This window comes from Paenibacillus sp. Soil750, assembly GCF_001428045.1.
Taxonomy (GTDB): Bacteria; Bacillota; Bacilli; order Paenibacillales; family NBRC-103111; genus Paenibacillus_E; species Paenibacillus_E allorhizoplanae.
The window spans coordinates 18,057-44,328 of the sequence record NZ_LMSD01000022.1 but is presented as its reverse complement, the minus strand read 5'-3'; the positions used below and the strand labels follow the sequence as shown (position 1 = coordinate 44,328).

General features: G+C 46.8%; 26 protein-coding genes, 1 pseudogene and 1 riboswitch. Of the genes and pseudogenes, 7 read left to right on the top strand and 20 right to left on the bottom strand.

All coding sequences use genetic code 11. The features are described 5' to 3' along the window. Positions 1-479: ABC transporter permease (locus ASL11_RS20530; RefSeq protein ID WP_157256986.1), on the top strand; the 479-nt coding region annotated here is incomplete at its 5' end. 125 nt (positions 480-604) lie between these two features. Here ASL11_RS20530 and ASL11_RS20525 read toward each other — a convergent pair. From ASL11_RS20525 to ASL11_RS20515, 3 genes are all read right to left on the bottom strand, one after another. Next, positions 605-1,513, bottom strand: coding sequence for an ATP-dependent DNA ligase (locus ASL11_RS20525; protein WP_056618934.1), 909 nt, complete (start codon positions 1,511-1,513; stop codon positions 605-607). Between the two features lie 480 nt (positions 1,514-1,993). Beyond that, entirely contained in the window at positions 1,994-2,803 is an 810-nt protein-coding gene (locus ASL11_RS20520; protein ID WP_056618932.1) for a TrmH family RNA methyltransferase, read from the bottom strand. 8 nt (positions 2,804-2,811) lie between these two features. Continuing rightward, positions 2,812-3,471, bottom strand: a complete 660-nt coding sequence (locus ASL11_RS20515) for a potassium channel family protein (RefSeq protein WP_056618928.1) — start codon at positions 3,469-3,471, stop codon at positions 2,812-2,814. Between the two features lie 175 nt (positions 3,472-3,646). Here ASL11_RS20515 and sspI point away from each other — a divergent pair, with 175 nt between their 5' ends. Further along, positions 3,647-3,850, top strand: a complete 204-nt coding sequence (sspI, locus tag ASL11_RS20510) for a small acid-soluble spore protein SspI (protein WP_056618924.1) — start codon at positions 3,647-3,649, stop codon at positions 3,848-3,850. 151 nt (positions 3,851-4,001) lie between these two features. On the opposite strand, the gene ASL11_RS20505 is transcribed toward sspI, so the two are convergent. The 4 genes from ASL11_RS20505 to ASL11_RS20490 all read right to left on the bottom strand — a co-directional run bounded on the left by ASL11_RS20505 (position 4,002) and on the right by ASL11_RS20490 (position 8,363). Beyond that, positions 4,002-5,099, bottom strand: a complete 1,098-nt coding sequence (locus tag ASL11_RS20505) for a Gfo/Idh/MocA family protein (protein ID WP_056618921.1) — start codon at positions 5,097-5,099, stop codon at positions 4,002-4,004. A 20-nt stretch (positions 5,100-5,119) separates the two neighbouring features. Then, positions 5,120-5,752 (bottom strand): ThuA domain-containing protein, encoded by a 633-nt coding sequence (locus tag ASL11_RS20500; protein ID WP_056618918.1) that lies wholly within the window; start codon positions 5,750-5,752, stop codon positions 5,120-5,122. Positions 5,753-5,782: 30 nt separating this feature from the next. Next, positions 5,783-6,946 (bottom strand): Gfo/Idh/MocA family protein, encoded by a 1,164-nt coding sequence (locus tag ASL11_RS20495; RefSeq protein WP_056618915.1) that lies wholly within the window; start codon positions 6,944-6,946, stop codon positions 5,783-5,785. A 361-nt stretch (positions 6,947-7,307) separates the two neighbouring features. Then, on the bottom strand, positions 7,308-8,363 hold the full coding sequence (locus ASL11_RS20490) for a LacI family DNA-binding transcriptional regulator (RefSeq protein WP_056618912.1): 1,056 nt from the start codon (positions 8,361-8,363) through the stop codon (positions 7,308-7,310). Between the two features lie 272 nt (positions 8,364-8,635). On the opposite strand from ASL11_RS20490, the gene ASL11_RS20485 reads away from it, so the two are divergent. Then, entirely contained in the window at positions 8,636-10,000 is a 1,365-nt protein-coding gene (locus tag ASL11_RS20485; protein WP_056618909.1) for a putative bifunctional diguanylate cyclase/phosphodiesterase, read from the top strand. Here the strand turns inward: ASL11_RS20485 and ASL11_RS20480 are convergent. The 4 genes from ASL11_RS20480 to zwf all read right to left on the bottom strand — a co-directional run bounded on the left by ASL11_RS20480 (position 9,995) and on the right by zwf (position 15,517). After that, positions 9,995-10,795: a YheC/YheD family protein gene (locus ASL11_RS20480; RefSeq protein ID WP_056618907.1), complete on the bottom strand. Its 801-nt coding sequence runs from the start codon at positions 10,793-10,795 to the stop codon at positions 9,995-9,997. The two genes, ASL11_RS20485 and ASL11_RS20480, sit on opposite strands and share 6 nt — an antisense overlap. A gap of 126 nt (positions 10,796-10,921) precedes the next feature. Further along, entirely contained in the window at positions 10,922-12,505 is a 1,584-nt protein-coding gene (locus ASL11_RS20475) for a peptide chain release factor 3 (protein WP_056618904.1), read from the bottom strand. A gap of 229 nt (positions 12,506-12,734) precedes the next feature. Beyond that, positions 12,735-13,811, bottom strand: coding sequence for a metallophosphoesterase family protein (locus ASL11_RS20470; RefSeq protein ID WP_056618901.1), 1,077 nt, complete (start codon positions 13,809-13,811; stop codon positions 12,735-12,737). A gap of 170 nt (positions 13,812-13,981) precedes the next feature. Next, positions 13,982-15,517 carry a glucose-6-phosphate dehydrogenase gene (zwf, locus tag ASL11_RS20465; RefSeq protein ID WP_056618898.1) on the bottom strand — a complete coding sequence of 512 codons (1,536 nt, stop codon included), beginning with the start codon at positions 15,515-15,517 and terminating at the stop codon, positions 13,982-13,984. A 190-nt stretch (positions 15,518-15,707) separates the two neighbouring features. Between zwf and ASL11_RS20460 the strand changes: the two genes are divergently transcribed. Then, positions 15,708-16,064: a hypothetical protein gene (locus ASL11_RS20460; RefSeq protein ID WP_056618895.1), complete on the top strand. Its 357-nt coding sequence runs from the start codon at positions 15,708-15,710 to the stop codon at positions 16,062-16,064. Positions 16,065-16,109: 45 nt separating this feature from the next. On the opposite strand, the gene ASL11_RS20455 is transcribed toward ASL11_RS20460, so the two are convergent. Beyond that, positions 16,110-16,556 (bottom strand): GNAT family N-acetyltransferase, encoded by a 447-nt coding sequence (locus ASL11_RS20455; RefSeq protein ID WP_056618891.1) that lies wholly within the window; start codon positions 16,554-16,556, stop codon positions 16,110-16,112. 130 nt (positions 16,557-16,686) lie between these two features. Here ASL11_RS20455 and ASL11_RS20450 point away from each other — a divergent pair, with 130 nt between their 5' ends. Then, on the top strand, positions 16,687-17,382 hold the full coding sequence (locus ASL11_RS20450; RefSeq protein WP_056618887.1) for a hypothetical protein: 696 nt from the start codon (positions 16,687-16,689) through the stop codon (positions 17,380-17,382). Positions 17,383-17,441: 59 nt separating this feature from the next. Here ASL11_RS20450 and lepB read toward each other — a convergent pair whose 3' ends face one another. The 5 genes from lepB to ASL11_RS20425 all read right to left on the bottom strand — a co-directional run bounded on the left by lepB (position 17,442) and on the right by ASL11_RS20425 (position 21,233). After that, positions 17,442-17,990 carry a signal peptidase I gene (gene lepB / locus ASL11_RS20445; RefSeq protein WP_056618882.1) on the bottom strand — a complete coding sequence of 183 codons (549 nt, stop codon included), beginning with the start codon at positions 17,988-17,990 and terminating at the stop codon, positions 17,442-17,444. An 18-nt stretch (positions 17,991-18,008) separates the two neighbouring features. Further along, positions 18,009-18,656, bottom strand: a complete 648-nt coding sequence (locus ASL11_RS20440) for a response regulator transcription factor (protein ID WP_056618875.1) — start codon at positions 18,654-18,656, stop codon at positions 18,009-18,011. Between the two features lie 27 nt (positions 18,657-18,683). Beyond that, positions 18,684-19,751, bottom strand: a complete 1,068-nt coding sequence (locus ASL11_RS20435) for a sensor histidine kinase (protein WP_056618871.1) — start codon at positions 19,749-19,751, stop codon at positions 18,684-18,686. Positions 19,752-19,776: 25 nt separating this feature from the next. Beyond that, on the bottom strand, positions 19,777-20,439 hold the full coding sequence (gene liaF / locus ASL11_RS20430) for a cell wall-active antibiotics response protein LiaF (protein ID WP_056618868.1): 663 nt from the start codon (positions 20,437-20,439) through the stop codon (positions 19,777-19,779). Positions 20,440-20,570: 131 nt separating this feature from the next. Further along, positions 20,571-21,233, bottom strand: coding sequence for a PspA/IM30 family protein (locus tag ASL11_RS20425; RefSeq protein ID WP_157256985.1), 663 nt, complete (start codon positions 21,231-21,233; stop codon positions 20,571-20,573). A 155-nt stretch (positions 21,234-21,388) separates the two neighbouring features. Further along, positions 21,389-21,540: riboswitch (cyclic di-AMP (ydaO/yuaA leader) on the top strand. Positions 21,541-21,544: 4 nt separating this feature from the next. Here ASL11_RS20425 and ASL11_RS38010 point away from each other — a divergent pair. Then, positions 21,545-22,342, top strand: coding sequence for a stalk domain-containing protein (locus ASL11_RS38010; RefSeq protein ID WP_056618861.1), 798 nt, complete (start codon positions 21,545-21,547; stop codon positions 22,340-22,342). Between the two features lie 156 nt (positions 22,343-22,498). Then, a complete protein-coding gene (locus tag ASL11_RS37205) occupies positions 22,499-22,600 on the top strand; it encodes a sporulation protein YjcZ (RefSeq protein ID WP_200962459.1) in 102 nt (33 codons plus the stop codon). Between the two features lie 75 nt (positions 22,601-22,675). On the opposite strand, the gene eutC is transcribed toward ASL11_RS37205, so the two are convergent. From eutC to ASL11_RS20405, 3 genes and pseudogenes are all read right to left on the bottom strand, one after another. After that, positions 22,676-23,368 (bottom strand): ethanolamine ammonia-lyase subunit EutC, encoded by a 693-nt coding sequence (eutC, locus tag ASL11_RS20415; RefSeq protein ID WP_235550522.1) that lies wholly within the window; start codon positions 23,366-23,368, stop codon positions 22,676-22,678. Further along, complete coding sequence (locus ASL11_RS20410) at positions 23,361-24,743, bottom strand: ethanolamine ammonia-lyase subunit EutB (RefSeq protein WP_056618850.1); 1,383 nt, start codon at positions 24,741-24,743, stop codon at positions 23,361-23,363. Before ASL11_RS20410 ends, eutC begins: the two co-directional genes overlap by 8 nt. Beyond that, positions 24,740-26,188: pseudogene (locus tag ASL11_RS20405) on the bottom strand (ethanolamine ammonia-lyase reactivating factor EutA). The gene ASL11_RS20410 and the pseudogene ASL11_RS20405 overlap by 4 nt, the downstream one beginning before the upstream one ends. Positions 26,189-26,272: the final 84 nt, after the last annotated feature.

Genomic DNA, 26,272 nt, shown 5'->3' with positions numbered 1-26,272 from the left:
CGATGCCGATTTCACGTTCCGCTTTGCTTTGGGGGCATGTGCTGACCTCTCTGGTTTCCAACGCCTTATCCCTAATCGTCATCATTCTTGTAGCGTTGCTTATGGGTTTTCGTTCGTCCGCGGGCATAATGCCATGGCTCGCCGTAGTAGGCATACTCGCGTTGTTTACACTGGCCTTAACTTGGGTTGCGGCGATTGCCGGACTGTCCGCAAAAACGATTGAAGGTGCAAGCGCATTCTCCTATCCACTTATCTTCCTACCGTTTATCAGTTCGGCGTTTGTGCCGACCGAGTCGATGCCGTCGGTCGTTCGCGCCTTTGCCGATATCCAGCCGGTGACCTCGATCGTGAACGCCATCCGTGCACTACTGACAGAGCAGCCAGTGGGCAATGAGATATGGGTCGCGCTTGCCTGGTGCGTTGGGATTTTGATTGTAGCCTATTTCTTTGCAATGCGGGTGTACAAAAATCGGGTGTAAAAAAAGTCAGCTTCTTCTGAATTGAACATCCAGCTGAATCCAACAAAGCACCCAAGTGGTGCTTTTTATTTTGTTTTTCTCTCATTTTTTTAGTAAATATATATTTAATCCCTTCTATTTCCACCCTAATACGTCCAATAGCAATTTTCAGGATCCTTATCAAAAAGAAACCCTTTAAATATAGTCGTATGAAGCTGATGTTGATCGGTACGCTCTTGATATTGAATCCTACAACAAAGCTTTGGTTCTACCCAAAATGTTTGCTTCTCCATTCTAATTTGTAGCTGTCTTGCTATCTCTTGAAATGCGTACTTATCATCTTCACTAATACCAACTTCAACAAAACCAACAGGTTTATACTTAACTGTTTTAAAGTGCAGTCCTACTACCAAGCCAAACTGCGGTTCTGTACGATAGCCTAAAATAATGGTGTCGATCGTTTTGAAATTTTTAATTTTCAACCAATCATTCGTTACTACACCCAAAACATATTTGGAGTCTTTTCGCTTCGCTACAATGCCTTCCATATCATGTTCGTTGCTCCAAGAGCTTAAATCTCTTCCACGCCCTTCAATATAAACAGTTGGAGTGATCATGTCTGTGCTTCTGACCATCTCTTTGAGTCGATTTTTACGGGTCATAAGTGGTTCCTTCAGGTGCTCTGAACCAGTGAACAATACATCAAAAACAACAAATGTAGCAGGGTGCGTTCTAAGCGCGGCTTTTATTTTGGCTGAATCAGAAATACGTCCACGATAGGAAAAATCATCAAACACAGATCTGCCGTCTCGCATACATACGCCTTCACAATCCAATATGCAAGTATCGGCTTTTATTGAAGAAATTGCTGCCTTCAGTTCGGGAAATTTGCTTGTAACAACATGACCATTTCGGGTAAACGCTTCTAATCGAGTCCCCTGTTTGTGTAAAAGAATTCTCCAGCCGTCCCATTTGGGTTCAAAAACATATCCCTCATCATCAAACGCTTCTTTACCGCTCGCAACAATCATTGGCTTTAAAGGAGAAAATAGCATGCAAATTACACCTTTTTATTAGACCTCAGAGTAGAATGATAACCATTATGTCCTCAATCCCTATCCGAGCATACTTCTTATATAAAAAACTCACCTACACCATCCTATTCAGCGAAAATAAAGTCATATCATCTCTAGATACAATAAACAGCAAGTTGAATACGATGTAACATCGTCTTGTTCCGAAAGCAACGGACAAAGAGAAAGCCTTGGGGAAATCCCCAAGGCTTTCTTCTTTAGTATTTACTTACCCTTTTTTCTACTTTTACCATGATTCGGTTTATTATCTTCTTGATCTTTAGCGTGATTTTCTTGTTGTTTATCGTGTGTTGTCATAACATTAGCCCACCCATCTGAGTAATTGAAAACATAAATATTGTACTCATCTAAGGGGTATTGTACGCATCCACTTTGTACCAATTACTAGATCTCATTTCCATACGGTGACAAAGTGAATTACAACTCACAAACGACGTTTGGTTAGTTTTGCTGGTTCATCCGCTGCCTAGCCGCCTCAAACAGCAAAACCGTCGCCGCCATCGCGACGTTCAGCGATTCCGCCTTGCCCTGCATCGGAATAATGACCTTCACGTCCGACTGCGCAGCAACTTCCGGCGACACGCCTTTGGCCTCGTTGCCGAAAATCAACCACGTCGGCTGCCGCAGGTCCGTGTCGTAACACGAGCCCTGCGCTTGCAGGCTCGTCGTCACGAGCCGCACGCCGCGCTCACGCGCGCGCGGCAACAACTCACCCAAATCTGCCTCCACAATCGGCAGATGATACATCGATCCCATCGTCGAGCGGATCGTCTTGGGATTGAACAGATCGACCGTGCCGCGGCCGAGCACGACCGCTTTCGCCCCGACGGCATCCGCACTGCGGATGATCGTGCCGAGGTTTCCAGGGTCCTGAACACCGTCCAGGACCACGACCAAATCGTGCTCGCCAGCAAGCAGCTCGTCCATGCCAACCTGTGGCCGCGTCACGATGGCCACTACCCCCTGCGGAGTCTGTGCATCCGAGCACTTGGCCAATACCGCTGCGCTCACGCTGACCCATTCGATAGCTCGATCACCAGCGAGGGCGACAAGCTCCAGAGGGCTCCCTTTTTCCGATAGAAAAAGAATAGTCTCCACCTCGGCCCCAGCCTTCAAAGCTTCCTCAATCAAATGATAACCCTCTATGATATACTTGCCTTGCTTGTCCCTACCGCGCCGCTCTAAGAGCTGAGCCCAGTCCTTAACTCTTGTATTTTGAACAGACATGATTTCTACGTATGCATTTGTCATGAATATACCTACTCCGCAAAAGTGACTTCAAAGTTCTGAAGACTCGAATTTTTACCCACAATGACCAAAATATCTTCTTGTTTAAGTGGTGCCTCCGCACTCGGCGGAATAGTCATCTGCTCGTTATGTTTAATCGCTATCACGTTGCAACCATATTTGGCACGCACATCGAGTTCACGCAAACTTTTGCCAAGCATCTCTTTCGATGCTCTCATTTCTACAATACTATAATCAGCGGAGAGCTCTATATAATCGATAATGTTCGATGAAATCATATGATGGGCTACACGTTGCCCCATATCCCGTTCTGGATAGACGATTTTATCTGCGCCAATTTTTTTGAGAACCTTGCCATGGAGATCATTTACAGCTTTTACGATCGTTGTAGCTACGCCCATTTCTTTGAGAATTAATGTCGTTAGAATACTTGCTTGAATATCTTCCCCAATGGCCACAACCACAACGTCAAAATTGCGAATTCCGAGCGCCCGCATAGCTTCCTCATCCGTAGAATCAGCTTGAACCGCATGAGTCACATAAGCGGAAACGTCTTGAACCGTTTCTTCGTCCTGATCAATGGCAAGAACCTCGAATCCTAGTTGTGATAACGTCTTAGCAACAGCTGAGCCAAATCTTCCCATCCCAATAACCGCAAATTGTTTTCTCACCGGTCACGTTCCTCCATATTCCAAGAATATATCCCATTTATTATACCATACTCAGCCCCTAAGCTCACTTCACAACAATGGATCCACTGCCTGCATTGGCGAAGAGTGGGAAGGATGAAGCCATCTGAATCTGCACATAGTAATAGCGAGAATGAAATGGAAGCGAGGTCCTTGAATGAATATTACCCTTAGACAAGCCATCCACCAGCGGGTTAATAACAAAACACCAGAAGAACTCAAAGAAGTTATTGAAGACTCGATCGGTGGAGAAGAGAAAGTTTTACCTGGGTTAGGTGTTCTTTTTGAAATTATATGGCAGCATTCAGAAGCAAGTACGCAAGACACACTCGTCGAAACGCTTAAGGCGCATCTTGAGTAAATCCCCCCTATATGGACCATCTTATTGTTAAAATAACTACAACTTGCTGGGGGATGCTTCGGCATCCCCCAGCTAAAACAAATTAAAATCCCCCTCATCAGTCACTGACCAACAAGGAGGATATCGTCAAGCTATTACGATTTCAATTTACTTATAATACCGTTAATGGATTCATTGCTGCAGGCTTCTCGCAGCTGCTCTTCATTACATAATGCTGACCGGAGTCAGACGCATCATGGAAACCATGCATCGCTTCGAGCACGTGATAGGCAAGCTCGCCGTTCGCACGATGTGCTGAACTATCGCCTGTTATCAGCGCTTGCGCCATCGCAGCAACACCGAGTCCGCGGTTATTGTCTATGTAGCCGTGTGAAAGTGGAATCGGTTCATATACGGCAGAACTAGGTTTGCGAATAAGTACTTCCCCGCCGAAGTTATTCGGATTAGGCACACTCAACGAGCCATGACTGCCATAGATTTCAATGTGGGGCAACGCAGTACCTGCCATAATATCAAAACTTGTCACAAGCGTTGCAATAGCACCATTATGGAAATCTAATACACCAGCCACATGTGTTGGCGTATCTACTTGGATTTTCTGCCCGCGCTTCTTCTCACTCGAAATCGTACGCTCTGGGAAGCTCACAGCCGTTGAACCCGTTACACGACGAATGGGTCCGAGCAATGCCACGAGAGCCGTTAAGTAATAAGGACCCATGTCGAACATTGGGCCGCCGCCTTTGGCATAGTAAAACTCTGGATCTGGGTGCCAATGCTCATGCCCCTTACCCATCATGAAAGCCGTAGCGGCAATCGGTGTACCAATCCATCCATCCTGAATCAATTTCACACAGGTTTGGATACCCCCGCCCAGGAATGTGTCTGGCGCACTGCCAATCAGAAGTCCTTTGCGCTTAGCAACCTCCAAGATTTGCAGCCCTTCCTCACGTGTTACAGCAAGAGGCTTTTCTACATAAGCATGTTTACCTGCTTCGAGAATTTGAATACAGACTGCCGCATGTACAGCCGGGATCGTTAAATTAATCACGATGTCCACTTGCGGATCACCTAGTAATTGTTCTACTGTATAGGCATGTGCAATCCCAAACTCTTCGGCACGCGCTTCTGCTTTACTCACATCAATATCTGCACAAGCGACCAACTCCAAATGTGCGTAGTTAGGAATATTTTTCATATAAGCCGCGCTTATATTTCCGCATCCAATGATACCAACCTTCATCTTGCTCATCGCTTTATATCCTCCTATAGTTAGCGTGTTGCCCAAAGCAATCCGCGTCGCATTAATTCTAGTGTCTCTGGCATACGAACAATGTTAGCTTGATGCCCAAGTGAATTATAATAGACTTTACCTGCACCGTAAGTTTTGGTCCATACGACCGGCATTTCCACATCATCAAAGTCCGTCACCGCATGCACCTTGATAGCAGGGTCGACATGCATATAATATTTTTCCGACACTACGACGAAATCACCGATGCCTGTGGTCAGTGGCTGCTCGCTGTCTTTCATACGAACCGTATACGTAACGCCATCATTACCAGGATGCGCCACCCATTGGCCGCCCACCATGTACTGATACTCCACTTCATTACGGAACGAATCCGCCATCCCGCCATGACACCCTGCAATCCCTGTTCCGCCAACTTTCACCGCATGAATTAAAGGCGTTAGCTGTTCTTTTTCAATTTTCCCCATTGTCCACACAGGAACGATCAGATCAATACTTGCCAAACGTTCCTCATCCCGGAAGCTGTCCAGCGTATCGGAAACTTCCACCGCATAGTTCTCTTCCCTTAACAGTCCTGCAAAAATCCCCGCAACCTCCTCGGGTTGATGACCATCCCAGCCACCCCATACAATCAATGCTTGTTTCTGACTCATGCCATTCCCGCTCCTCTCTCCATAACCCTTTTATACTTCACTTATACGAACCCAGCGACGCTGTTCGATCGATTGATCCACGGCCTCCAGTACCTCTTGACACTTGACGCCATCCACAAAATTCGGAACCGGTTGCCGATCCTCGGAAAGCGCTGTCATCAACTCCACAACTTCATGAACGAAGGTATGCTCATACCCGATCGTATGTCCTGCAGGCCACCAAGCATCCATATAAGCATGTGAGGCATCCGTTGCCAGCACGCGTCTAAAGCCCTGAACATCCTCATCATCACTTGTAAAATACACCTGTAACTCATTCAATCGCTCGAAATCGAATTTCACACTGCCTTTACTGCCGTTAATTTCAAAAGAGTTCGTGCACCGGTGCCCGGGAGCAAATCTCGTTGCCTCGAAGCTGCCCAATGCACCATTCGCGAAGCGAGCCATGAATAATGTCGCATCATCAACCGTAACAGGACCATGCGGTGCATCTTTGCTGCCTTTGGCACTAAGCCCCGTCATCGATGACGGAAGCGGACGCTCCTTCACGAATGTTTCACTCATCCCGATCACTTCGGTCATCTCGCCAACGAGGAAATGCGCCAGATCGATGAGATGCGCGCCCAGATCGCCATGCGATCCTGATCCCGCAATCTCCTTCTGCAAACGCCATACCAACGGGAACGTCGGATCGACGATCCAATCCTGCAAGAACCAAGCACGGAAGTGGTAGATTTGGCCGAGGCGGCCGCTCTCCACGAGCTTCTTCGCCAGCTGCACCGCTGGTGCAAACCGATAGTTGAAGCCGACCATGTGCTTCACGCCAGCTTCTTCAGCCGCTTCCAGCATCTCCCTTGCATCCGCAAGGGTCAGTGCCAGCGGCTTCTCGCAGAATAGATGCTTGCCGGCCTTCGCCGCCGCCAAAGCAATTTCCTTGTGCGCATCACTCGGCGCATTGATATCGACGACGTCGATATCCGGATGCGTAACTAGCTCGCGCCAATCCGTTACATACCCGTCCCAGCCGAATTGCTCGGCTGCTTGGCGAACACCGTTCTCGTCGCGACCACAGATGAGCTTCATCTTTGGAATCGCCGTCTGTGGAAAGAACATAGGTAAATCTTTATAGGCATGACTATGTGCTTTTCCCATAAATTTATAGCCAATCATACCGATATTGAACGTTTTTTTCATCGCATACACGCCTCCCCAAGTGTGTTCTAATCAAGCTTCTCACCTATCACTTACCCCAGCCGGCTAACCGCCTAGCCCGTCTCACATGAACTAACTGGAAAACATACAGCTATTTCAGCCATTTCTAACTGATTTTTCATTGTAAATGGAAAACATACAGTTAATAATTCACTTTCCGCCTCTTTGTAAGTAATTCCACCAAATTAACTGTAGATAATCCATCTAAACCTCCAAACAAGCCAATTCCAAGGAAACTACCTACAGGAAATCCAGTTATTTATTTAAACCCTAGCTACTCTCACTTCACACTCTGCCAACATTCAGGGCTCACCACTGAAGGCACTCATTCAAATACTTAGCACTAGCCCTCTACCCTCAATTCCCTCGATCTCAACGCCCCTGACTTCGACGACTGCCTAATCTTCACTTCTGTCGGCAGCTTAACTTGTAGCTGAACCTCGCTGCTTCCCTGCCCAACGCTAGCTAGAACGGCACGGGCTGCTCCTTTGCCCATTTCAAAAAAAGGCACTTTAATACTACTGAGTGGTGGATCACTTAGCTTCGCAGCATCCGAGTCATCGCACCCGATGACTGCATAATCTCGCCCAGCTATCCATCCACGTTCACGAAGTCCTTGCATGAGTCCAATGGCCATGCGATCATTAGCCGCAAATACAGCCTCAACTTGATCCCGGATCTCCCACACCTTTGCGGCAATCTCATATCCGCTAGTCCGGCTGTAGTTCCCCTCAAATTGCAATGAAGGATCCATCGTTAAGCCAGCTTCTAACATCGCCTTTTGATACCCATGACGTCTATCCAAGGAATTCGTATAGTGTGGAGAACCGTTGAGAAAGGCAATTTTCCGATAGCCTTCATCCAGTAAATGACGAACTGCTTGATAGCTCCCCTCCACATGATCCGCATCAACTTCAAGGAAGCATAACCCCTCGAATCGTTGATTAACCAAGCAGAAAGGTAGTCCCTGCTCCTGCAATTGCAGTAAAGAACTTCGCTGTGATTCGGTATCTCTCGCCCCGAGAATGACACAGGCATCTACTTTTTGCGAGCGGTATAAGCGGCCGTAATCCAAATCATCATCTGGTGTTAGGAGATACAACAACATGTCATAGCCTTGCTCCCTCACCTGCTCCCCAATCCCGCTAAGAATCTCTGCAAAATAATACGCGGAAAACAGATGCACCTTCGGCATATAGGGAAGCACGACCCCCAAATTACCACTTCTTCTTCGTGCAAAGCTTTGCGCAATCGCATTGGGATGATAGCCAAGTACTTTTGCTGCTTCGAGAACTCTTTCTTTGGTTGCAGGCTTCATCGGACCAAGTCCATTGAATACACGAGATACAGTCGCCTCAGATACCCTGGCTAACTCAGCAACCTCTTTTCTCGTCACCATGTTGATTGGCTCCTTTCCGCCTAAATCCACGTAAAATGTACACGCGTACATTTTCTCATTCAGAAGCTACTTCTGTCAATATAATTTCAGAATATTACGCTTCCTATCGCATTCGCCACAATTCGACATTTTCATCAATTTTTCATTAAGAAACCCGAAAATAAAGTCCATTTTTTGTCATAAAAGCAAACTCTTAATATTGTTTATCTCCTCTTAGAGCTTTATGATAAAGGATATTGGGACAACTATGAGATGGGAATGAGTGATAGCAAATGAAAGCAATCTGGCGCCATCTTCGGTTCACTGCGTCATCAATGATCGATGCTCTCACGAGCCGATCACAGATCACTCGACTTCACTCCCGTGGGCAGCTCCTTGCCCAGTTAGAACATGCTGTTCGGAAACACGATGATACCTCATCCGCTCAGGTCCGTGCATGTCTTATTTTCGATATTGATCGTTTTCGCCAAGTGAATTTCTCCCTAGGATACGTATGCGGAGATCACCTACTGCAGGAATTAAACCGCAGATTGAAAGTACTGGATCACATCGATCTTGTGGTTCGATCTGGTGATGATGAATATACACTCCTTCTTCGAGTACACAATCAAGAACAACTTCAATCTGCGCTGCATCGTGTTGGGCAGATATTTGATCCCCCTTTTACTTACCAGGGTCAGGACTGCTTCCTTCGTGCAAGCTTCGGTCTGAGTGACCTTACGATAACACCTGATAATGTACAACAAGCACTTCACCAAGCTGAGCAAGCACTCCTCATTGCCAAACAAACAGGCAAGAATAAACTCATTACTTTTCACACCTTACCGACGCAACAACGGTTCACTAATCAGATTCAAATGGAAACCGACCTGCGCAAAGCGATCACAGAGAATCAGCTATTGTTATACTATCAACCTCGACTTGAGCTCTCGACCGGTCAAATTAGTTGTCTGGAAGCCCTTGTGCGTTGGAATCATCCCTTACATGGCATGATTGCGCCTTCCGAATTCATCCCGCTTGCTGAGGAATCCGGCCTTATTTTGCCACTTGGTGAATGGGTCTTGCGGGAGGCTTGTCTACAGAAAGCACGATGGCTCGCTGAAAATAAACTTGATTATCAAGTTGCCGTCAACATTTCGCCTTGCCAGTTTCAAGATGAGAACTTTGCGGATAAAGCCATTCACATTATTCAACAAACCGGCATTAACCCCTCTTATTTGGAGTTCGAAATTACCGAAAGCTCGATTATGCAAAATATGGAGAAAACCATCACCGTCTTGGATAAGCTTTGTTCCAAAGGAATCTCCATCTCCATCGATGATTTTGGGATTGGCTATTCGTCCCTCAATTATTTGAAGGAGTTTCCGATACATTGCCTCAAAATCGACCGTTCCTTTGTCAAAAATATTCAAAGTAATTCCAATGATTGGGCGATTACGAACGCCATCATTCACCTCGGACATGCCCTTAATATCCAAGTTGTCGCCGAAGGGGTCGAAGATGTGGGGCAACTTGATATTCTCAAGGAAACAACCTGTACAACCATTCAAGGTTTCTTGCTTAGCCCTCCGATTTCTGCCTATGACATTGAACAAACCTTTCATATGAATGACAACAGACCGGTTATGATTTCATAACCGGCCGTATGCTTTGGCGTATCTTCTGATTTTGGCAAAAATGCGCTTATCCTTTAATCTCCGGAAAATATAAGGATCCGGACTCGTATTCACTTCAAGAATCCATGGCTGCAAATCTTTATCTAAGGCTACATCAACGCCTATCTCTTTTACCCCTCTATACCGAGTATTAATCGCCTTAGCCACCTGTATACCCATGACTTGCAGCTCGTTCACATATCCAGTTCTCTCCGCCCGGGGCAAATACTTCTTTAACAAAGTATCCACCGATTTCAACGTGCCCCCATTATGAAAGTTCGTAACAATCTTTGCGGGATGTGCCACGCGGCCAATAATCCCCGTTGTCTCCCATTTTCGAGCAGGCGTTTGCTGCACCATGACGCGGAGATCAAAACGATTTCCCTTGTAAGTCAACAAATGAATCCCTTTCTGTACTAAATAACGCCGTTTCCTTGTCACCTTTAGGAGTGATACGTACATGTCATTGAAGGTTTTGAACCTTTTGATGGTGACTCCAGATTGGTAAGAATAGGACCGTTCTGCCTCTTCCCCTGTTAACTCGATACGAATCACACCGTTCCCAAACATCCCAATATTGGGTTTTACGTAGACCATTTTATATTGTTCGAGCATTTCTTGTAAGGTGACTGAATTCATACGTTTGGTACTTGGCACATACTTGCGAAGTGATTCGACAGACTCGACAGCCTTCGTTTTGCCAATTTTACTACTTACGTATCTTGCCTTCCTCAAGCTTATCGGTTTCTTTGTACTCTTCTTCCTAATTCTCTTCATACCAGGCCTCCAGCTTCGAATTCACCCCATCCTAGTGTATGAAGGTAACAGAGCATTGGCGACAAAAATACAAGAAGAGGCTCCCCCTGAAATCTATCAGGAGAGCCTCTTTATCATGTCTAGCTATTAAGGCGCACTTGTTAAGAACTGTGCGGTTGGATTTTTATCTATGGAAGAGCGCAGTGCATATTCACTTTCGAACAAGCCTACGAAATTCCCTTTCTTGTCTTTGACCAATTGGGAGTTAATGCGGAACTTAGCTGGATCGATTTTATCATCGATAATCCAACGCGCGAATTGATAATTCTGACGTTGCAGAAGAATATCCACACCATACTCCGATTTCATCCGATGCTCCAGTACCTCGAATTGAAGTTGACCTACGACACCAAGAATCATATCTTCGAAACCAATTGTCGTGAAGACTTGAATCATCCCTTCTTCCGTCAACTGATCGATCCCTTTCAAGAACTGCTTTTGTTTCAAAGCATTTTTGATCGATACTTTGCTGAATAGCTCTGGTGAGAAGGTTGGAAGCTCATCGAAGATGACCTCTTCTCCTTCGCTTAAGGAATCGCCGATACGGAAAATACCTGGATCGAATAGACCAATGATATCCCCCGGGAAAGCCTCTTCCACGATATCACGATCTTGGGCTAGGAACTGCTGCGGCTGTGCCAGCTTGATATCCTTGCCAAGCCTTACATGCTTCACGGACATTCCCCGTTCGAACTTTCCGGAAACGATACGCAAGAAAGCTACGCGGTCGCGGTGAGCTGGGTTCATATTCGCTTGAATTTTGAACACATAACCAGAGAATTTCTCTCTCGTTGGCTCGATCACACCAGCTGTGCTCGTGCGCGGCTCTGGTTGTGGAGCTAGTTGCAGGAAGTTCTCGAGGAACGTCTGAACACCGAAATTGTTCACCGCACTCCCGAAGAAAACAGGCGTAAGCTCACCCTTCATCACTTTCTCCATATCAAAAGGGTCACCAGCAACATCCAACAGCTCGATATCTCCGCACAATTGCTTGTGTAAGAACTCACCTGCGATTTGCTTCACTAACGGATCTTCTACGCCATCTACCTTGCGGACTTCAATATCCTTGTGGTCATCGCCTTGGTAGAGCTCTAGCTGCGATTTCCCGCGATCGTAAACCCCACAGAACTGCTTCCCTGACCCAATTGGCCAGTTCATCGGATAAGAACGAATGCCGAGTACTTCTTCAAGTTCTTCCAGCAACTCGAACGGATCACGACCCTCACGATCCAATTTATTAATGAATGTGAAAATAGGAATCCCACGCATACGACATACTTGGAAAAGCTTCTTCGTTTGGGTCTCGACCCCTTTGGCAACATCGATCAACATTACCGCACTATCCGCGGCTGTCAACGTACGGTAGGTGTCCTCACTAAAGTCTTGGTGACCTGGTGTATCTAGAATATTGACGCGGTGACCTTCATAGTCGAACTGCATAACGCTTGACGTTACGGAGATACCCCGTTGTTTCTCAATTTCCATCCAGTCTGATGTAGCATGTTTACTAGCTTTACGACCTTTAACCGTTCCGGCTAAGCGAATTGCCCCCCCGAACAAAAGCAGTTTCTCTGTTAATGTTGTTTTTCCCGCATCCGGGTGAGAAATAATCGCGAACGTCCGTCGTTTAGCGACTTCCGTTTCGAGAAGTTTAGTGAGTTGCGTTTTCATGTGTTCGTTTATTCCCTTCTTCTTTTAGAGGTAGTTCAAAAAGTCCACTTTTGATCACGAAGTAGTCCATGAAGCGTATTCGACATCGAATATTGAATTCAGCCGGAACTTCCGGTGCTCACGTAGCTCTCACTACGCTCCGCTCCTCATTTCCTAGCTTCTTTCAATCCTCTCGGTGCTGAAAACCGGACTTTTTGAACACGTACTTATACCTATGACTACTTTAGAATCAAGCATGTGCTTTCTCCAAGGGAACCGTCCAGTTCGCTTCTTCAATGAACGTACGATTGCTGAATTCCCTGCCGCGCACAACCACTTTATCTGCAAATACTTGCACATAAATACCCTGTGCTTTATCCTGTGCCGTTTGCTGGTACGCCCGATTCAGCGTTCTCCCTACTGAGGCATTATGGAAATAATGGAACGTTTCCTGAATATAGTGCGGTGTCCCATTCTGAAAATCCTGATGACGATGACCACAGAAGACGAATACATTCTTGTAAGGCTTCAACGTTTCTCGGAACTGAATAGCCCGAATGAGTTGGTGAGTAGCCCCGTCGGTGCCAACAGGTGGCAATGGTTGATGTGTCATCACGAAAAGCGGTCTTCCTGGTTTATATAAATTGCCCAGTCTTCCTTTGAACCAAGCGAGTTGCTCATCGGAGTACCATGCACCTTCACCCACTTCGGGCTTCTCTTGCACGTAAGCTTCTTGTGACAGCAATAGGATAGAGTGTCCGTTCGTTGTAAAATCATTATAAATAGAAGTATAGCCCATGAACTTCTTGAACTGCTCTCTACTTACCGCATCACTTTTGCCATTCGGTACGTTATCCTGATCCCAACTATTCGCTTTATTGATCCAAATCGTATAATAATCATGATTCCCCATGTTCCCATGAATAGGAGGAAGCTTATAATTATTCATTATGGCACGCAATGCCTTATAGTCAACCTCGGTACCTGTATCCGTCAAATCACCGGTCAGCATAATCGCATCGACAGGACCATCGAACTGAGTGACATCATCTAACGCAAGTCTAAGCTTTTTGTTGGGAAGAGAATCTCCAGCTGTAACATGAAGATCACTTAGGATAAAAAAGGACATCAACGGGCCAAGAGGCAGAGGTTCCTCCGAAGGCGCTGGCGTAGCTTGTTGAGGAGGCTCAGAGGTAGCTACGGGTGCGGCTATAGCCTGTTCCTCGGGAATGAATTTTTTCTTAACCAACAGACTAAACCAAGCACTTAAACCTACTAAAACAGCCCCAATGGCAAGCAGCCATCGCACAAACGCTCTTCGTGACATCGATGCACCTCAAGTGTATAAAATGAAAAAATGGCCATATGCACTAGTATACCACAAATTGTGTCCGATACATCGTCCAGACTCGACAGCATCAAGTGATTTCTTGCTCCGCTTGTACCCACACGCAAAAAACCAACAGGCGAATTCGCCTGTTGGATAAACTCCCTATTTTACGCCAATACGGTTGTTTTCTGAACAGCTTCCCAATCGACTTCCCCTTCATTCTGGCCATTTATCGGCCACCACTTGAATCCATCGTCACTCAGGAGCTTCGCTGCTTCTGCAGGCCCCCATGAGCCAGCTGGATAGTGCTTAAGGTCATCTGTCTGTTCGCCCCATGCAGCTGCAATGCGATCCACATAAGACCATGCAAGCGCCACTTCATCCCAACGTGTAAAGTAAGTGGAATCTCCGCGAGTTGCATCATACAGCAAGCGCTCGTAAGCCTCTGGCGTATTGATGCCGATTTGACAGCTTTGGCAGAAGTCCATCGCAACGGGTACGATCACGCCTTCTGAACCAGGTTGCTTCGCGTTCATTTTCAAATAGATGCCTTCCATCGGATTCACTCGGAATACGAGCAGATTCGGCTCAAGCTCATGCTTTTTAGCCAAATAGACATTGTTTGGAATGTTCTTGAATTCGACAACCACCTCAGTCGTTTTGACCGGTAGTCGTTTTCCAGTACGAATATAGAATGGCACACCCGCCCAGCGGAAATTATCCACGTGAACACGTGCTGCAAAATAAGTTTCTGTCGTCGATTGCGGATTCACAGAATCCTCTTCACGGTATGCAGGAAGTGCTTTGCCTTTGGCAGAACCGCTGGCATATTGACCGCGAACCACGTTCGCACGGACATCATCCCCGTCTTCGAACAAACGGAGTGAACGGAGTACCTTCACCTTCTCATCACGGATATCCTCCGGATGTAGACGGCTAGGTGGTTCCATCGCCATCATCATCAGCATTTGCAGCATGTGATTTTGACCCATATCGCGAAGAGCACCAGAGTGGTCATAGTAGCCGCCGCGCTCTTCTACACCCACAGTCTCACTGAGCGTGATCTGGATGTTCGCTATGTATTTATTATTCCAAAGCGGCTCGAAGAAAGCATTCGCGAAACGAACGAACTCGATGTTTTGGACCATTTCTTTACCCAAGTAATGATCGATACGGTAAATATCCTTCTCTTCGAACACTTGACGAAGTTGTCCATTCAAACGCTCCGCAGACGGCAAATCGTAGCCGAATGGTTTTTCAATAACCAAGCGATGCCAACCCTCCGTTTGGAGCAAGCCGCCTTCACTTAAATTGTACGACACATTACCGAACAACTCAGGCGCAAGCGCCAAATAGAACAGACGGTTACCGCCCGTTTGATACTTCTCATCCAATTTCGCTGTCAGTGTATTCAGTTCATGGAAACCTGCAACATTGTTAATGTCGAGTGACATGTACTCAAATCTTTGGGCGAATTTCTCCCATTCTGCAGCATCCGTATTTTTGTAACGAGCGAATTCTTGAATCGAATTTTTCACGTCTTCACGGAATTGCTCATTCGTACGGGGTCTGCGAGCCAGACCAACTACAGCAAAGTTATCTCCCAGCTTGCCTTCTCGATAAAGGCTATAAAAGGCTGGAAACAGTTTTCTTTTCGCTAAATCACCCGTTGCTCCGAAAATATAAAACACAGCTCCACTCATCTATGCATCATTCTTTCTCTATTAGAATTAGTTAATATGCTTAGCATACCTAAAATTGTCAAGCTATTCAACTTATATAGTCACTTTAACTCATAACATTTTCTTATAAGAAAATAGACATCCGTCTATACCGTTACATTATACGTGGCATAGGCTAACAGTACATACGAATACGGAGGTGCCCTTAGTCATGCAACCCTTTCATCCAATCACCGAAAAAAGTTGCAAAAATCTTGTCGGAAAACCTGTTCTTGTCTTCTTAACGAATGGCTCTGAGATATATGGAATCGTCAGTCGCGTAGAGAAAAACAAGCTCATCCTAAATGACAATCAACAAGCGAACACGAAGTCCTCTTCCAAAAGTACCAAACCCACACTTAACAAAAAGGGGAAAAAGAAGCACGCTCAACCCGCTGCACCGACTCAGCCATCAACAGAAGATCAGCTGTCTTCCTTCGGTCTCATCCGTTTTGGAGGACCACCGGTTAGACCCACGGGTCCAGTAGATATTCAAATCGACTATATTGCCGCCATGTTTAGTGAATGACGGAAATCAAGGCTGTGGATGTATACCTCATCTACAGCCCTTTCCTCAACGTTTCAACTTTTTATTCATACGGTAACAGCTAAGATCAGGTACATAAGAATCAATCTCATACCCTCTTTTACTATAAAATCGTATTGCCTTCGGATTGCTGTCATCAACAAATAGCTCCACCGTATGACAACGTTCACTAAGCCCGTAGTCTTCTGCAGCTTTCATAAGTGTATGTCCAATGCCTTTGCCCTGCTCACGCGGATCAACAGCCAGCATATCTATGAAGAGCTTACTTGATTTACGTATGACGGAAATGAAGCCGTAAGGCCGTTTGTACCCTTTGGCGATGACGAACGTTTTATTGGCGTTCAGTCGCTTACGGATCTCTGAGTATGTCACAGAATTACCTGAATCATACATTCTGGAAAAAGGAACTAATTGTTCAACAACTAATCGATATATAGCGGGGTCGTCAATGGTAGCCAACCGTTTGCGTATCACATGGCACCGCCTCCACAAGAAGCAATAATGCTATCTTATGTTGGTAAACCTGTAATTGACCCCACAAGTACCAATTTACCCCAGTCTACTGGGGTGATATACTTAACGTATACGAAATGAGGTGATCGTAATGATCAATGCTTATCCATCCGTCATGGCGGTGAACAGGTATCAAACTCATAAAGATTATTACCGTGTTGGCGCTGTAAGTGCAGTCTCCGGTGGTAAATCGAATACGATACGACGAATGTTGGATTTACCTTATGAGCAACTCGCCTACAAGCAGTTCGCACAGACGGCTGCCAAAGACGTGGCGGGTTTAGTTCAATCTACGCAAACTGTCAAGCAATCCGCTCAAACACTCGTCAACACGACTGCGTTCACTCGGACGAAAGAGTCGCAAGCCGATATCACCCAGAACCTTCAAACGTTTATTCATACATATAATGAGTTGCAAGATCAGCTAGGTGATTCACCTGACTACGTGAGTCATGCCCTGCTTCAAGGTCTGGAAGGGGCAGCAAAGCCTAACACACTGCACGATCTTGGCATCACCAAGAGTGATAATGGCAAATTGAGCCTACAACCTGAAGTATTAGAGAAGCAACTTAATCAACCTAGTGGCATTCATCGCAAAAGCTTGCTTGATCTCACCAACTTCGCAAGCTCGTTAGTAAGCCGTATTGATCGTCTGCAACAACTGCCTTCCGTCTCCTTGTTTCAACTCTCCACATCACCGCTTAAACCATATGGTCAGTATCAATCGCAGCTTGAGGCATATTTGCCGGTTCCGATGCGTGGCTTATTGCTGGATGCGAAGATGTGAGGAACAAAAAGGCTGTATCCCCAAGTAGAATCATCTACGGGTGATACAGCCTTTTCCATTTAAAATAGCTTTTTACCTAGCACATGGTCAATAGGAATGAAGCCAATAACACGACTATCCATGCTATTGTTCCGATTATCCCCCATCACGAAAATATGATCAGCTGGAACGGTCCACTTTTTGTTCCCGTTCGCTCTCATTTCCTCATTGATGTAAGATTCATTCAGCAGTTCACCATTGCGGTACATCTGATTATCCTTCAGCTCAAGCTGATCTCCAGGCTTACCAATCACACGCTTGATCCATACATGCTTATCATCGCCTCGAACAAATAAGCTAAGCAATGGGCTGTCCAACAAATCATTTTTAAAAGTCCGCTTCATTTCAACCCTAGAATCGATAATGACAATATCTTCATAATTGGGTTCGTAGTGAAACGTATGCGAAAGCTTCGAAACATACACGCGCTGACTATCATGCAATGTCGGATCCATCGAATGACCGCTAACTCTCGTAGATTGAAACACAAAAACACCTAAAAAGACGACTAATACAAAGGAAATTGCAATGGAACCAAACCAGCTCCAAATCTGTTTGACTACATTCAAATTTATCTCTCCCTTGCCTTATTCCGCCAGTCCGTGCTTAAAGGCATAAATCGCCGCTTGCGTGCGATCTTCTACGCCAAGCTTGGATAGAACGTTGGTGACGTGGAATTTCACCGTCTTCACACCGATGAATAAATCATCAGCCAACTCTTGATTCGATTTGCCTTTCGCGATCAATCGAAGTACTTCCATCTCGCGGTCCGTTAGTTCCTCATGGGGCTCCGCAACCGGCTTTGGTTGACGGAAGCGGTTCATGATTTTCGAAGCCACCTGCGACTCCAGAATCGATTGTCCTTTGGCCGCGGCTCTAATCGCTTGCGCGATTTCGGAGGCTCGCGAGGTTTTCAACAAATAGCTGAAGGCACCCGCTTCAATAACTGGATACATTTTCTCATCATCTAAGAAGCTAGTCAATACAATGACTTTACAGTCTGGATATAGTTGCAGTAATTTTCTTGTCGTTTCGATGCCATCCATACCTTCCATAACAAGGTCCATCAGCACCACATCAGGACGATATTCTTGAGCTAAACGAATGCCATCGTGGCCATTGCTAGCTTCGCCAACGACCTCAATCCCATCTTCCGTCCCTAGAACAGCTGCAAGTCCAATTCTGACCATCTCATGATCATCGACTAGTAGTACTTTGATTAAGGTGTCGTCCATTTCGCTTCTTCCTCTCTATGTACGATGTTAATTCTCGATCAATTGAGGATCGGTTGCTAAGATTGGTACTCGAATCTCAATACGTGTTCCTCGGTCTGGTGCTGTAATTATATCCACCGAACCACCGATTTCGTTCACACGTTCCTTCATGGACACGATGCCATAAGAAGTTAGCTTCTTCGCATCCAGCTCAAAACCAACACCATCATCGCGGATCACTAATCGGATACCGTCTGAACGATGCAGCAGCTTCACTTCTAGCTTATTCGCCTTAGAGTGACGCAGGGCATTCGAAAGCGCTTCTTGCACAATTCGAAATAAATGATCCTCGATCCCCTTGTTTAAGCGGATTTCCTCATCCATATCCCAGCTGATCGCCATCGGAACCTTGGCCGCTAGCTCCTTCAAGAGCTCAACGAGTCCCTCCGACAGTCGTTTTCCTTCGAGATGGATCGGCCTCAGATGCAGCAACAAGGCTCTCATTTCGGATTGAGCGACGGAAGCCATCTCTTCAATCAGATGAATCTGTCGCTTCGCTTTCTCAAAATCTTTATCCAAGGTACGTCCAACAGCCGTAGCTGTCATAGATATAGCAAACAATTGCTGACTTACCGCATCATGCAGCTCGCGCGCCAAGCGCTGACGCTCTTCAATAACCGCCGAAAGCTTGGCTTTCTCGGTAAGCTCAGCATTACTATTCGACAGTCGTTGAAGGGAGGTCACTTGCTCTTCCCATCGCTTCATAATACGGCTGAGTTGTTCGCCTAAACGTCCAATCTCATCATCATCCCCGTTTTGAAAGCCTTCTCGGGCAAATGTCCCTTTTTCTAATAAAATCATCGTCTCCATCATCGGCTCAAGTCTACGTGTCACCTTAGAGCTGTTCCAGTAACCGAATACCGCTCCAATGACACCCAGAATCAACAAAGCCATGAACGAGAACTTGACACCCTGCTGCCAGCTGGTAAAGGGCTCAATCAAATGTCTTGAATTCAGAAAATACAGCATAGCTCCGAAAACGGCGAAGCTAAAAAGGATGGCTTCCCCCATGCTGCGCCAGATCATGTTCGTTAATCGTCGTTTGTAGCCGTCCACTTGGTGAAGAACCCCCTAAAGAAAGTTACAATACTTTGACCTTGATATCTCCTACGATGAAAGAAAGAATGAGTTTCACCCGATGGTCGCAATGTTGATAATTCTGCGATTGCCAAACAACTTTGTTCATCACACCTGACTCTTTTTCTTCCGCGATTTGAAGCTGACCTAGCATGACGGAAGCTGTAACGGAAACGCCGATATCGTCTGGCACTTTTATATCAATATCTCCTACAACACCCTGTAGGATAACTGTCGTTTCTTTCTGTTCTAGAATAGCCATAGAAAGATCCATATACGTTTCCCCCACTAAGTACCACGTCGAGGTATTCCGTTGAATCCATGGCTCTCGGCCTAGGCGAACGCTATCGACAATCTTTTGCTTTTGGGTATACGTATCGTCTTTATGAACCTGTTTGGATCGAATGAAAAACAATCCTAATGAAATCAATACTACTGAAATGACAATGGTGAGATGATCACCGAATAAAATGACGGCACCTATCCCCATCAACACATAACCCTTGCGCTCTTTGCGTGAACGAACACGATGAATGCCCAGCAAAATAAGGATTACGGCCATAACGGGAAAAAAGCCTATGGTATGTTCCAGAAGCAAAAAAACACCGGCTCCAATCAGCACAAGCGCTGTATTCCGGCTGCGGTTATTTTTCGTTTCCTCTCCCATCGATGCACCTCCTCTGGCTGCCATTTCTCTTTCGTTCATACGATTCCTAGCATACCATAAGAATGGACGACCTCCAAGATGCAAATCCTTATAGGACAAGGGTTTGCTTTCGTGGAGGTCACCGTCCAGGATTATTTGCTATCGCGCGGATCTCGCTCACCGCGAGAGCGTTGCTCCTGGTGCCACTCGTGCTGCAGCTTGCTGCGCAGCGCGCGCAGTTCATGCTGAAGGTTGCCACCGGCTTCCTTCAACGTCTCCTTCGACAGGCGGCCCGCCACGCGGAGCCCCTGCAACGCCTCCCGGCCGAGTTCGCGGCCGGTGACCTCCAGCTCGCGCCACGTGTCGCGAGCCTCTTTGCCGTGCAGCCCGCCGCGCGGCTGCACATCCTCCGCTGCGTGCCCCGCACGCAGCCCGCGCAGTTCCTCTGCGAGCGCCAGGCACAAGTCCTGGCTGCTCGCGTACTGCGCGCGGTAGTGCTCACTCGCGGCTTCCTCGCGCAGTTTCTCTTGCAAGGCAAGCCGAGCGAGATCCTCTTCGCCAGCGCGCATCGCAAGCTCAGCCTGCTCGCCGCGCAGCTTCGCCATCTCTTCCGCTCGCGCGATGTTACTGCGCAGCGCGAACGTTGCCTGCAGCGCATCCTCATAGCGCTCCTCAAGCTGAGCTATCTGGCCGCTGTCGTCAGAAGTACCTGGGTTCGTTTTGCCGATGGTCTCCTGCCAGACGGTTTCAGCCATTTTGCCAATACGATCAAATATATTAGTAGGATCAATTTCCCGATTCTTATTATTGTTCATGTTCAATCGCCCCTCATCCATCATCATACTCTTATGGTAGCTCAATTTTTGAGGTTCTAAAACCGACTATCGACTGTTTTCTAACCTAGACCTAAGTCTAGTATGAACGGTCACACCCATATATTGGTCGTTGTCCTAGCATGCCAGTGATGCTAAAATGTTTGAAGCCGAGTCTGGTGCGTAAATTAGGCACTAGTACGGGGGACGAAATACTTGGGGTGAATATTTGCTTCGGCTTGGAGCAGACTAGGGAGAACCTTCTTCCCGAACCCGTCAACTAACCTCGAAGGCTCATGAAGGAGGATTACCAATTGAATAAGCTTACTAAAGGGTTAACTAGCCTTGCTGTTTCACTAACAGTTTTGGCAGGAGGCTTTCTTTCCCCATTTACAGCACCTGCGCAAGCTGCTGAAATGGCCGTGAAAGTGCAAGTCAATGATGACCTGATCCATTTTCCTGATGCACAGCCATTTCTGGATGGCAACCACACGACCCAAGTCCCGCTTCGATTTGTAACGGAGAAGCTCGGATATACGGTGAATTGGCAGAAAGATGGCAATCAGATTAAGGTCACACTAAATAACGACAATCATACGATTACCTTGGTTTCAGGGCAAAAAGAAGCTAACATTGATGATACAACGGTCATCTTGGACGGAGCTTCACAGTATCAAAATGGACGTGTATATGTGCCTCTTCGCTTCCTTTCCACGGCTGCAGGCGTACCTGTGCAGTGGGATGCAAGCAGTAATCTAGCTATCTTAAGTAAAGATGGCGAGAAACATGCACCTGATTATCAAGTATTTGAATCTACAGCTTATTCGGCAGATCCTTCTGAAAATGGCGGGTATGGAGCCATTGATTACATGGGCAACCCTCTAGCGATCGGCACAGTAGCTGTTGATCCTTCCGTCATTCCACTTGGCACGAAGCTTTATATTGAAGGTTATTCGTTTAGCGGGCTTCCTAAAGGCGGAATGTACGTCTATGCAACCGATACTGGTGGAGCTATTAAAGGAAATCGAATGGACATCTTTATTCCAGGCTCAAGGAAATCGTTACAAAGCTTTGGCTTTCAGAAGATTAAAGTGTATCAAATCCCCAACTAAATCAGAAGAAAGCTGCCGTGAGAACTTACTCATGTGCAGCTTTTTTTGTAGGTGAATGTTCCATCGAATAAGGGCATATGTCCAATCAACAGGGTTCCCACCTACATATGCTGTATAGTGTTTAACCCACATTACTTCAAAACCGGAGGGGATACTATGTCAGCTGTAGTTGGTGGAACGCCAGGATACGGAAGTTCCGTAGGGCTAGTTCTTGTTCTTTATGTGTTGTTGGTCATCATTCTTGCTACTTTCTACTAGTACTATCTCCCACCTGAGAAAATAGCCCCGCCTGCTGAAGCTTCTCATTCCGAAGCTTTAGCAGGCGGGCTTTTTTCATTTAAAATCAATACCACTCGTTCGCTGCTTCAAAATTTCTTCAAGTATTCCCCCAATATACGCACCCGCTTCCATGGCAGGCGTTCCACCGCGATGAATGTTCGAAATAACCATCCGATCCGAATCCGTTCTTCCCGTTCTTGGCTTGTAACACATGTACGCACTTAACGACTCAGCTGTCACAAGACCAGGTCGCTCGCCGATAAGCAGCACAAGACATTCCGGATTCAGTAGATCTCCGATGGCATCCATACAGCCGACCCTTCCTCTATTGACATAAATCGTCGTTCCCGCCGATAGGCCTCGCAGTCGTAAGGAATCCAGCAGGGCAGGATACAAGTCACGCATATTCGCTTCGATACTATTTGCGCTTAATCCATCGGATACCACGATTTGCACCTGCCGTCCTTGTTGACATTTCGCAAGCAGCTCCTGCATGCTGTCCGGTTTCAATACTCTCCCGAGCTGTGGACGTTTCAAATACATATCCTTTGTTTCTGCACGAGAATCGGCGATGAGCCACCCCATTTCCGCTAAGAGAGCAGAACTCACCTCACTTTGCACGGCATCCACGCTGCTAGCATGGTCCCATCGAAAAGTAAGTAACTCGCTTGTTAAGGGACGTGTGCCTGATCTAGAAACGCCAATGCGTGCCGGAGTTAGTGCTTTCATCCGAGCGAATTCATCCACGCTTCCCACCTCCTCGCCAGAATAGCCTAGGATCACCAGCTAAAGGACTTAGCGTACCGTTCAACCATAGTCCTATGTCCTGCAGCCAATCTCGAAATTCAGGTGCTGGCGTGCGTCCAAACAACTCGCGTAAAGTAGCAATATCGTGGTAGCTGAGTGATTGATAATTGAGCATGCAGTCATCCGCCATAGGTACTCCAATAAGGAAGTTCACATGAGCAGAAGCCAGCATGACCGCTAAGGAATCCATATCATTTTGATCGGCATTCATATGATTGGTATAGCACACATCAACCCCCATCGGAAGACCATGCATTTTGCCCATAAAATGATCCTCAAGGCCTGCGCGTATAACTTGCTTACTATTGTACAAGTACTCTGGACCGATAAAGCCTACCACCGTGTTAACCAGAAAAGGCTTGTAGATTCTAGCTAAACCATAGCATCTCGCTTCCAACGTCACTTGGTCTATGCCATGATGCGCTTCTGAAGATAGCTCCGAACCCTGCCCCGTTTCAAAATACCACCGATTCGGCCCCGTTGCACTGCCCATGCTATGAATCAAGGCATCCGCTTCATCCAGAAGCGCGTTATGAATGCCAAAAGCGCGATTGCCTTTCTCCGTACCCGCCAAGCTCTGGAATATAAGATCAGCCCTTGCCCCCTGCTTGATCGCTTCCATCTGTGTCGTCACATGGGCTAAGACACAGTTCTGCGTTGGGATGCGCCACGTCTCCATGACTTCCTTCGCAGCTTCTAGCAGCGCTTTGGTCGTCTGCGGATGGTCCGTTACCGGATTTATCCCAATAACCGCATCCCCAATCCCATAGCTCAGTGCCTCGTATAGCGAAGCTTTCATGCCCTCCAAGGAATCGGTCGGATGATTGGGCTGCGCTCGGCTGCTCAATGTACCTCTATGTCCGATCTCCGTATTACACCTTGTCCGCACTTCAATACGCGATGCGGCTTGAATAAGATCCAGATTCGTCATGATTTTGGCAACAGCAGCAATCATCTCGCTCGTGAGTCCCTTTGATATTCGGAGCAGCTCAACACCCTTTGTTTCCGTCCGCAGGATGTATTCGCGCAGCTCCGCAACTGACCAATGGCTAATAGACGCATAGACAGTTTCATCTATACTTTCCTCAATCAACCGCGATACCTCATCTTCTTCAGCAGGCAAAAGGGGATTATTTCGAATCTCAGTAAGGAGAAGATCTGCAAGTACAGCCTTTGCTGCAATTCTTTCCTTGAGATGAGAGGCACTAACACCTGCCAAGTCATCACCAGAGCGCTCCTCATTTGCCTTACCGAACACTTCTTTCAAGCTCCCAAATTCGTAGACATGGCCTTTCATCGACGTTTTCAATTTCATAGACGCACCTCAGAAGTCTCATTTGGAAAAAGCAGTGTTTTTACGATTACTGGAATCGTTCGATTCCCAATCCGTTCGCCAAGATCAATATAATCACCGAAATTCAACGAAATGCCATCGATGCAGACAATGCGAGGGCTACCTTGGCATCCGAGTGAGAGTAACTAGCCCAGTGCTTTCGCCATATCTTGATCGCAAAGCATGACTATCGTGTGTTGATGTGTAAAATAGGAAGTCAACTGAGGAATCAATTGGCTCGCAAGCACTTGCAAGTGTTTATAGGTATAGAACTGCTCATGTTCTGTAGTAAGTGCAATCCCAAAAGGCGTCTGATTCGATGTTCCGTAGAGCTGACTTGCTTGTTGTAACAGATCCTTTAAAGCAGTAGCCAGCCTAACTGGTTCCTGTTGTAAGTGGAGCGTAACAATCGGTACATTACGTATGGGCAGCGTATCTGCGTCGACATGAATGGTCGATCCGCTGAGCTCCACACTCTGCAAACCCGCTCCTATGACCGTGGCCCGCTGCATGTGCCCTGCCTTCACCAACTGTAAGCCAAGCTCCGTCCACGTCTCCTGAATGACTTGTGCGAGTAAGGGACCGATATCGGCATAGGTTGTGACCTCCGCTAGTTCCATAATTGCTGGACGTGACAGCAGCTCTGCAATTCCCCCAGACAGCATCCATTCATCTGCATGCGGGAGCTGGTTGGGACACTGGCCTAGAAGCAGAAGCTCAGCTCCTGCCTTATCAGGACTGCCAGCTACAAACTGCCCTATATCTCGTGCCATGCGACGTGTCAGCTCTCGAAGCTCATGGATGCCAACGATCTGATCTGGCACCATTAACATGCCCTGCTCATCCAGCCAACGCTGAATGGCTGAGGACACATAAGTCACCGTTCCATCAGCTTGCAATCGAATGACACTTCCCCCCATATGAAAAGTTACCGTCGCAATCGGTATTCCGTTCCGAAACCAAGCCACATTTGCTGTACCGCCCCCAATATCCATGTTCGCTACTGTATTATGCAGCGTAAGCGAACGCCCAGCGGCCCCTGAACCTTTACCGGCCATAATCGCTTCCAAATCACTCCCCGCTGTTGCCACAACGAAAGCACCTGCTTGTTCTGCTAGTCTATGCAAAAGAGCTTCTGCGTTCGTTTTCGTTGCGGTTTCGCCCGTCATGATGACGGCTCCGCTGCCAATATCAGCAAGAGCTACACCTGCAGTAGCAAGCTCCGCTTCAAGAAATTCCGTGAGCTGAGCTGCATCTAACGTGATAGGATCAAGCAGCGGTGTGCGATAAATCGGACTCGCGTACAAAAGCTTTCTCTCCGTGATTTCATCTCGTGAAATGGTGTATGATGAACCGCGTTCCGCCAGCGTAAGTCGACTTACAACAAGCTTCGTTGTACAGGTTCCGATGTCGAGTCCAACACTCATGAGATGTGTTTCCTTCATGCACAATCCCCCTCTCTTCCACCGCAGCCAACTTTAAATTCATACAAAAAAAAGACGCCACAGCTT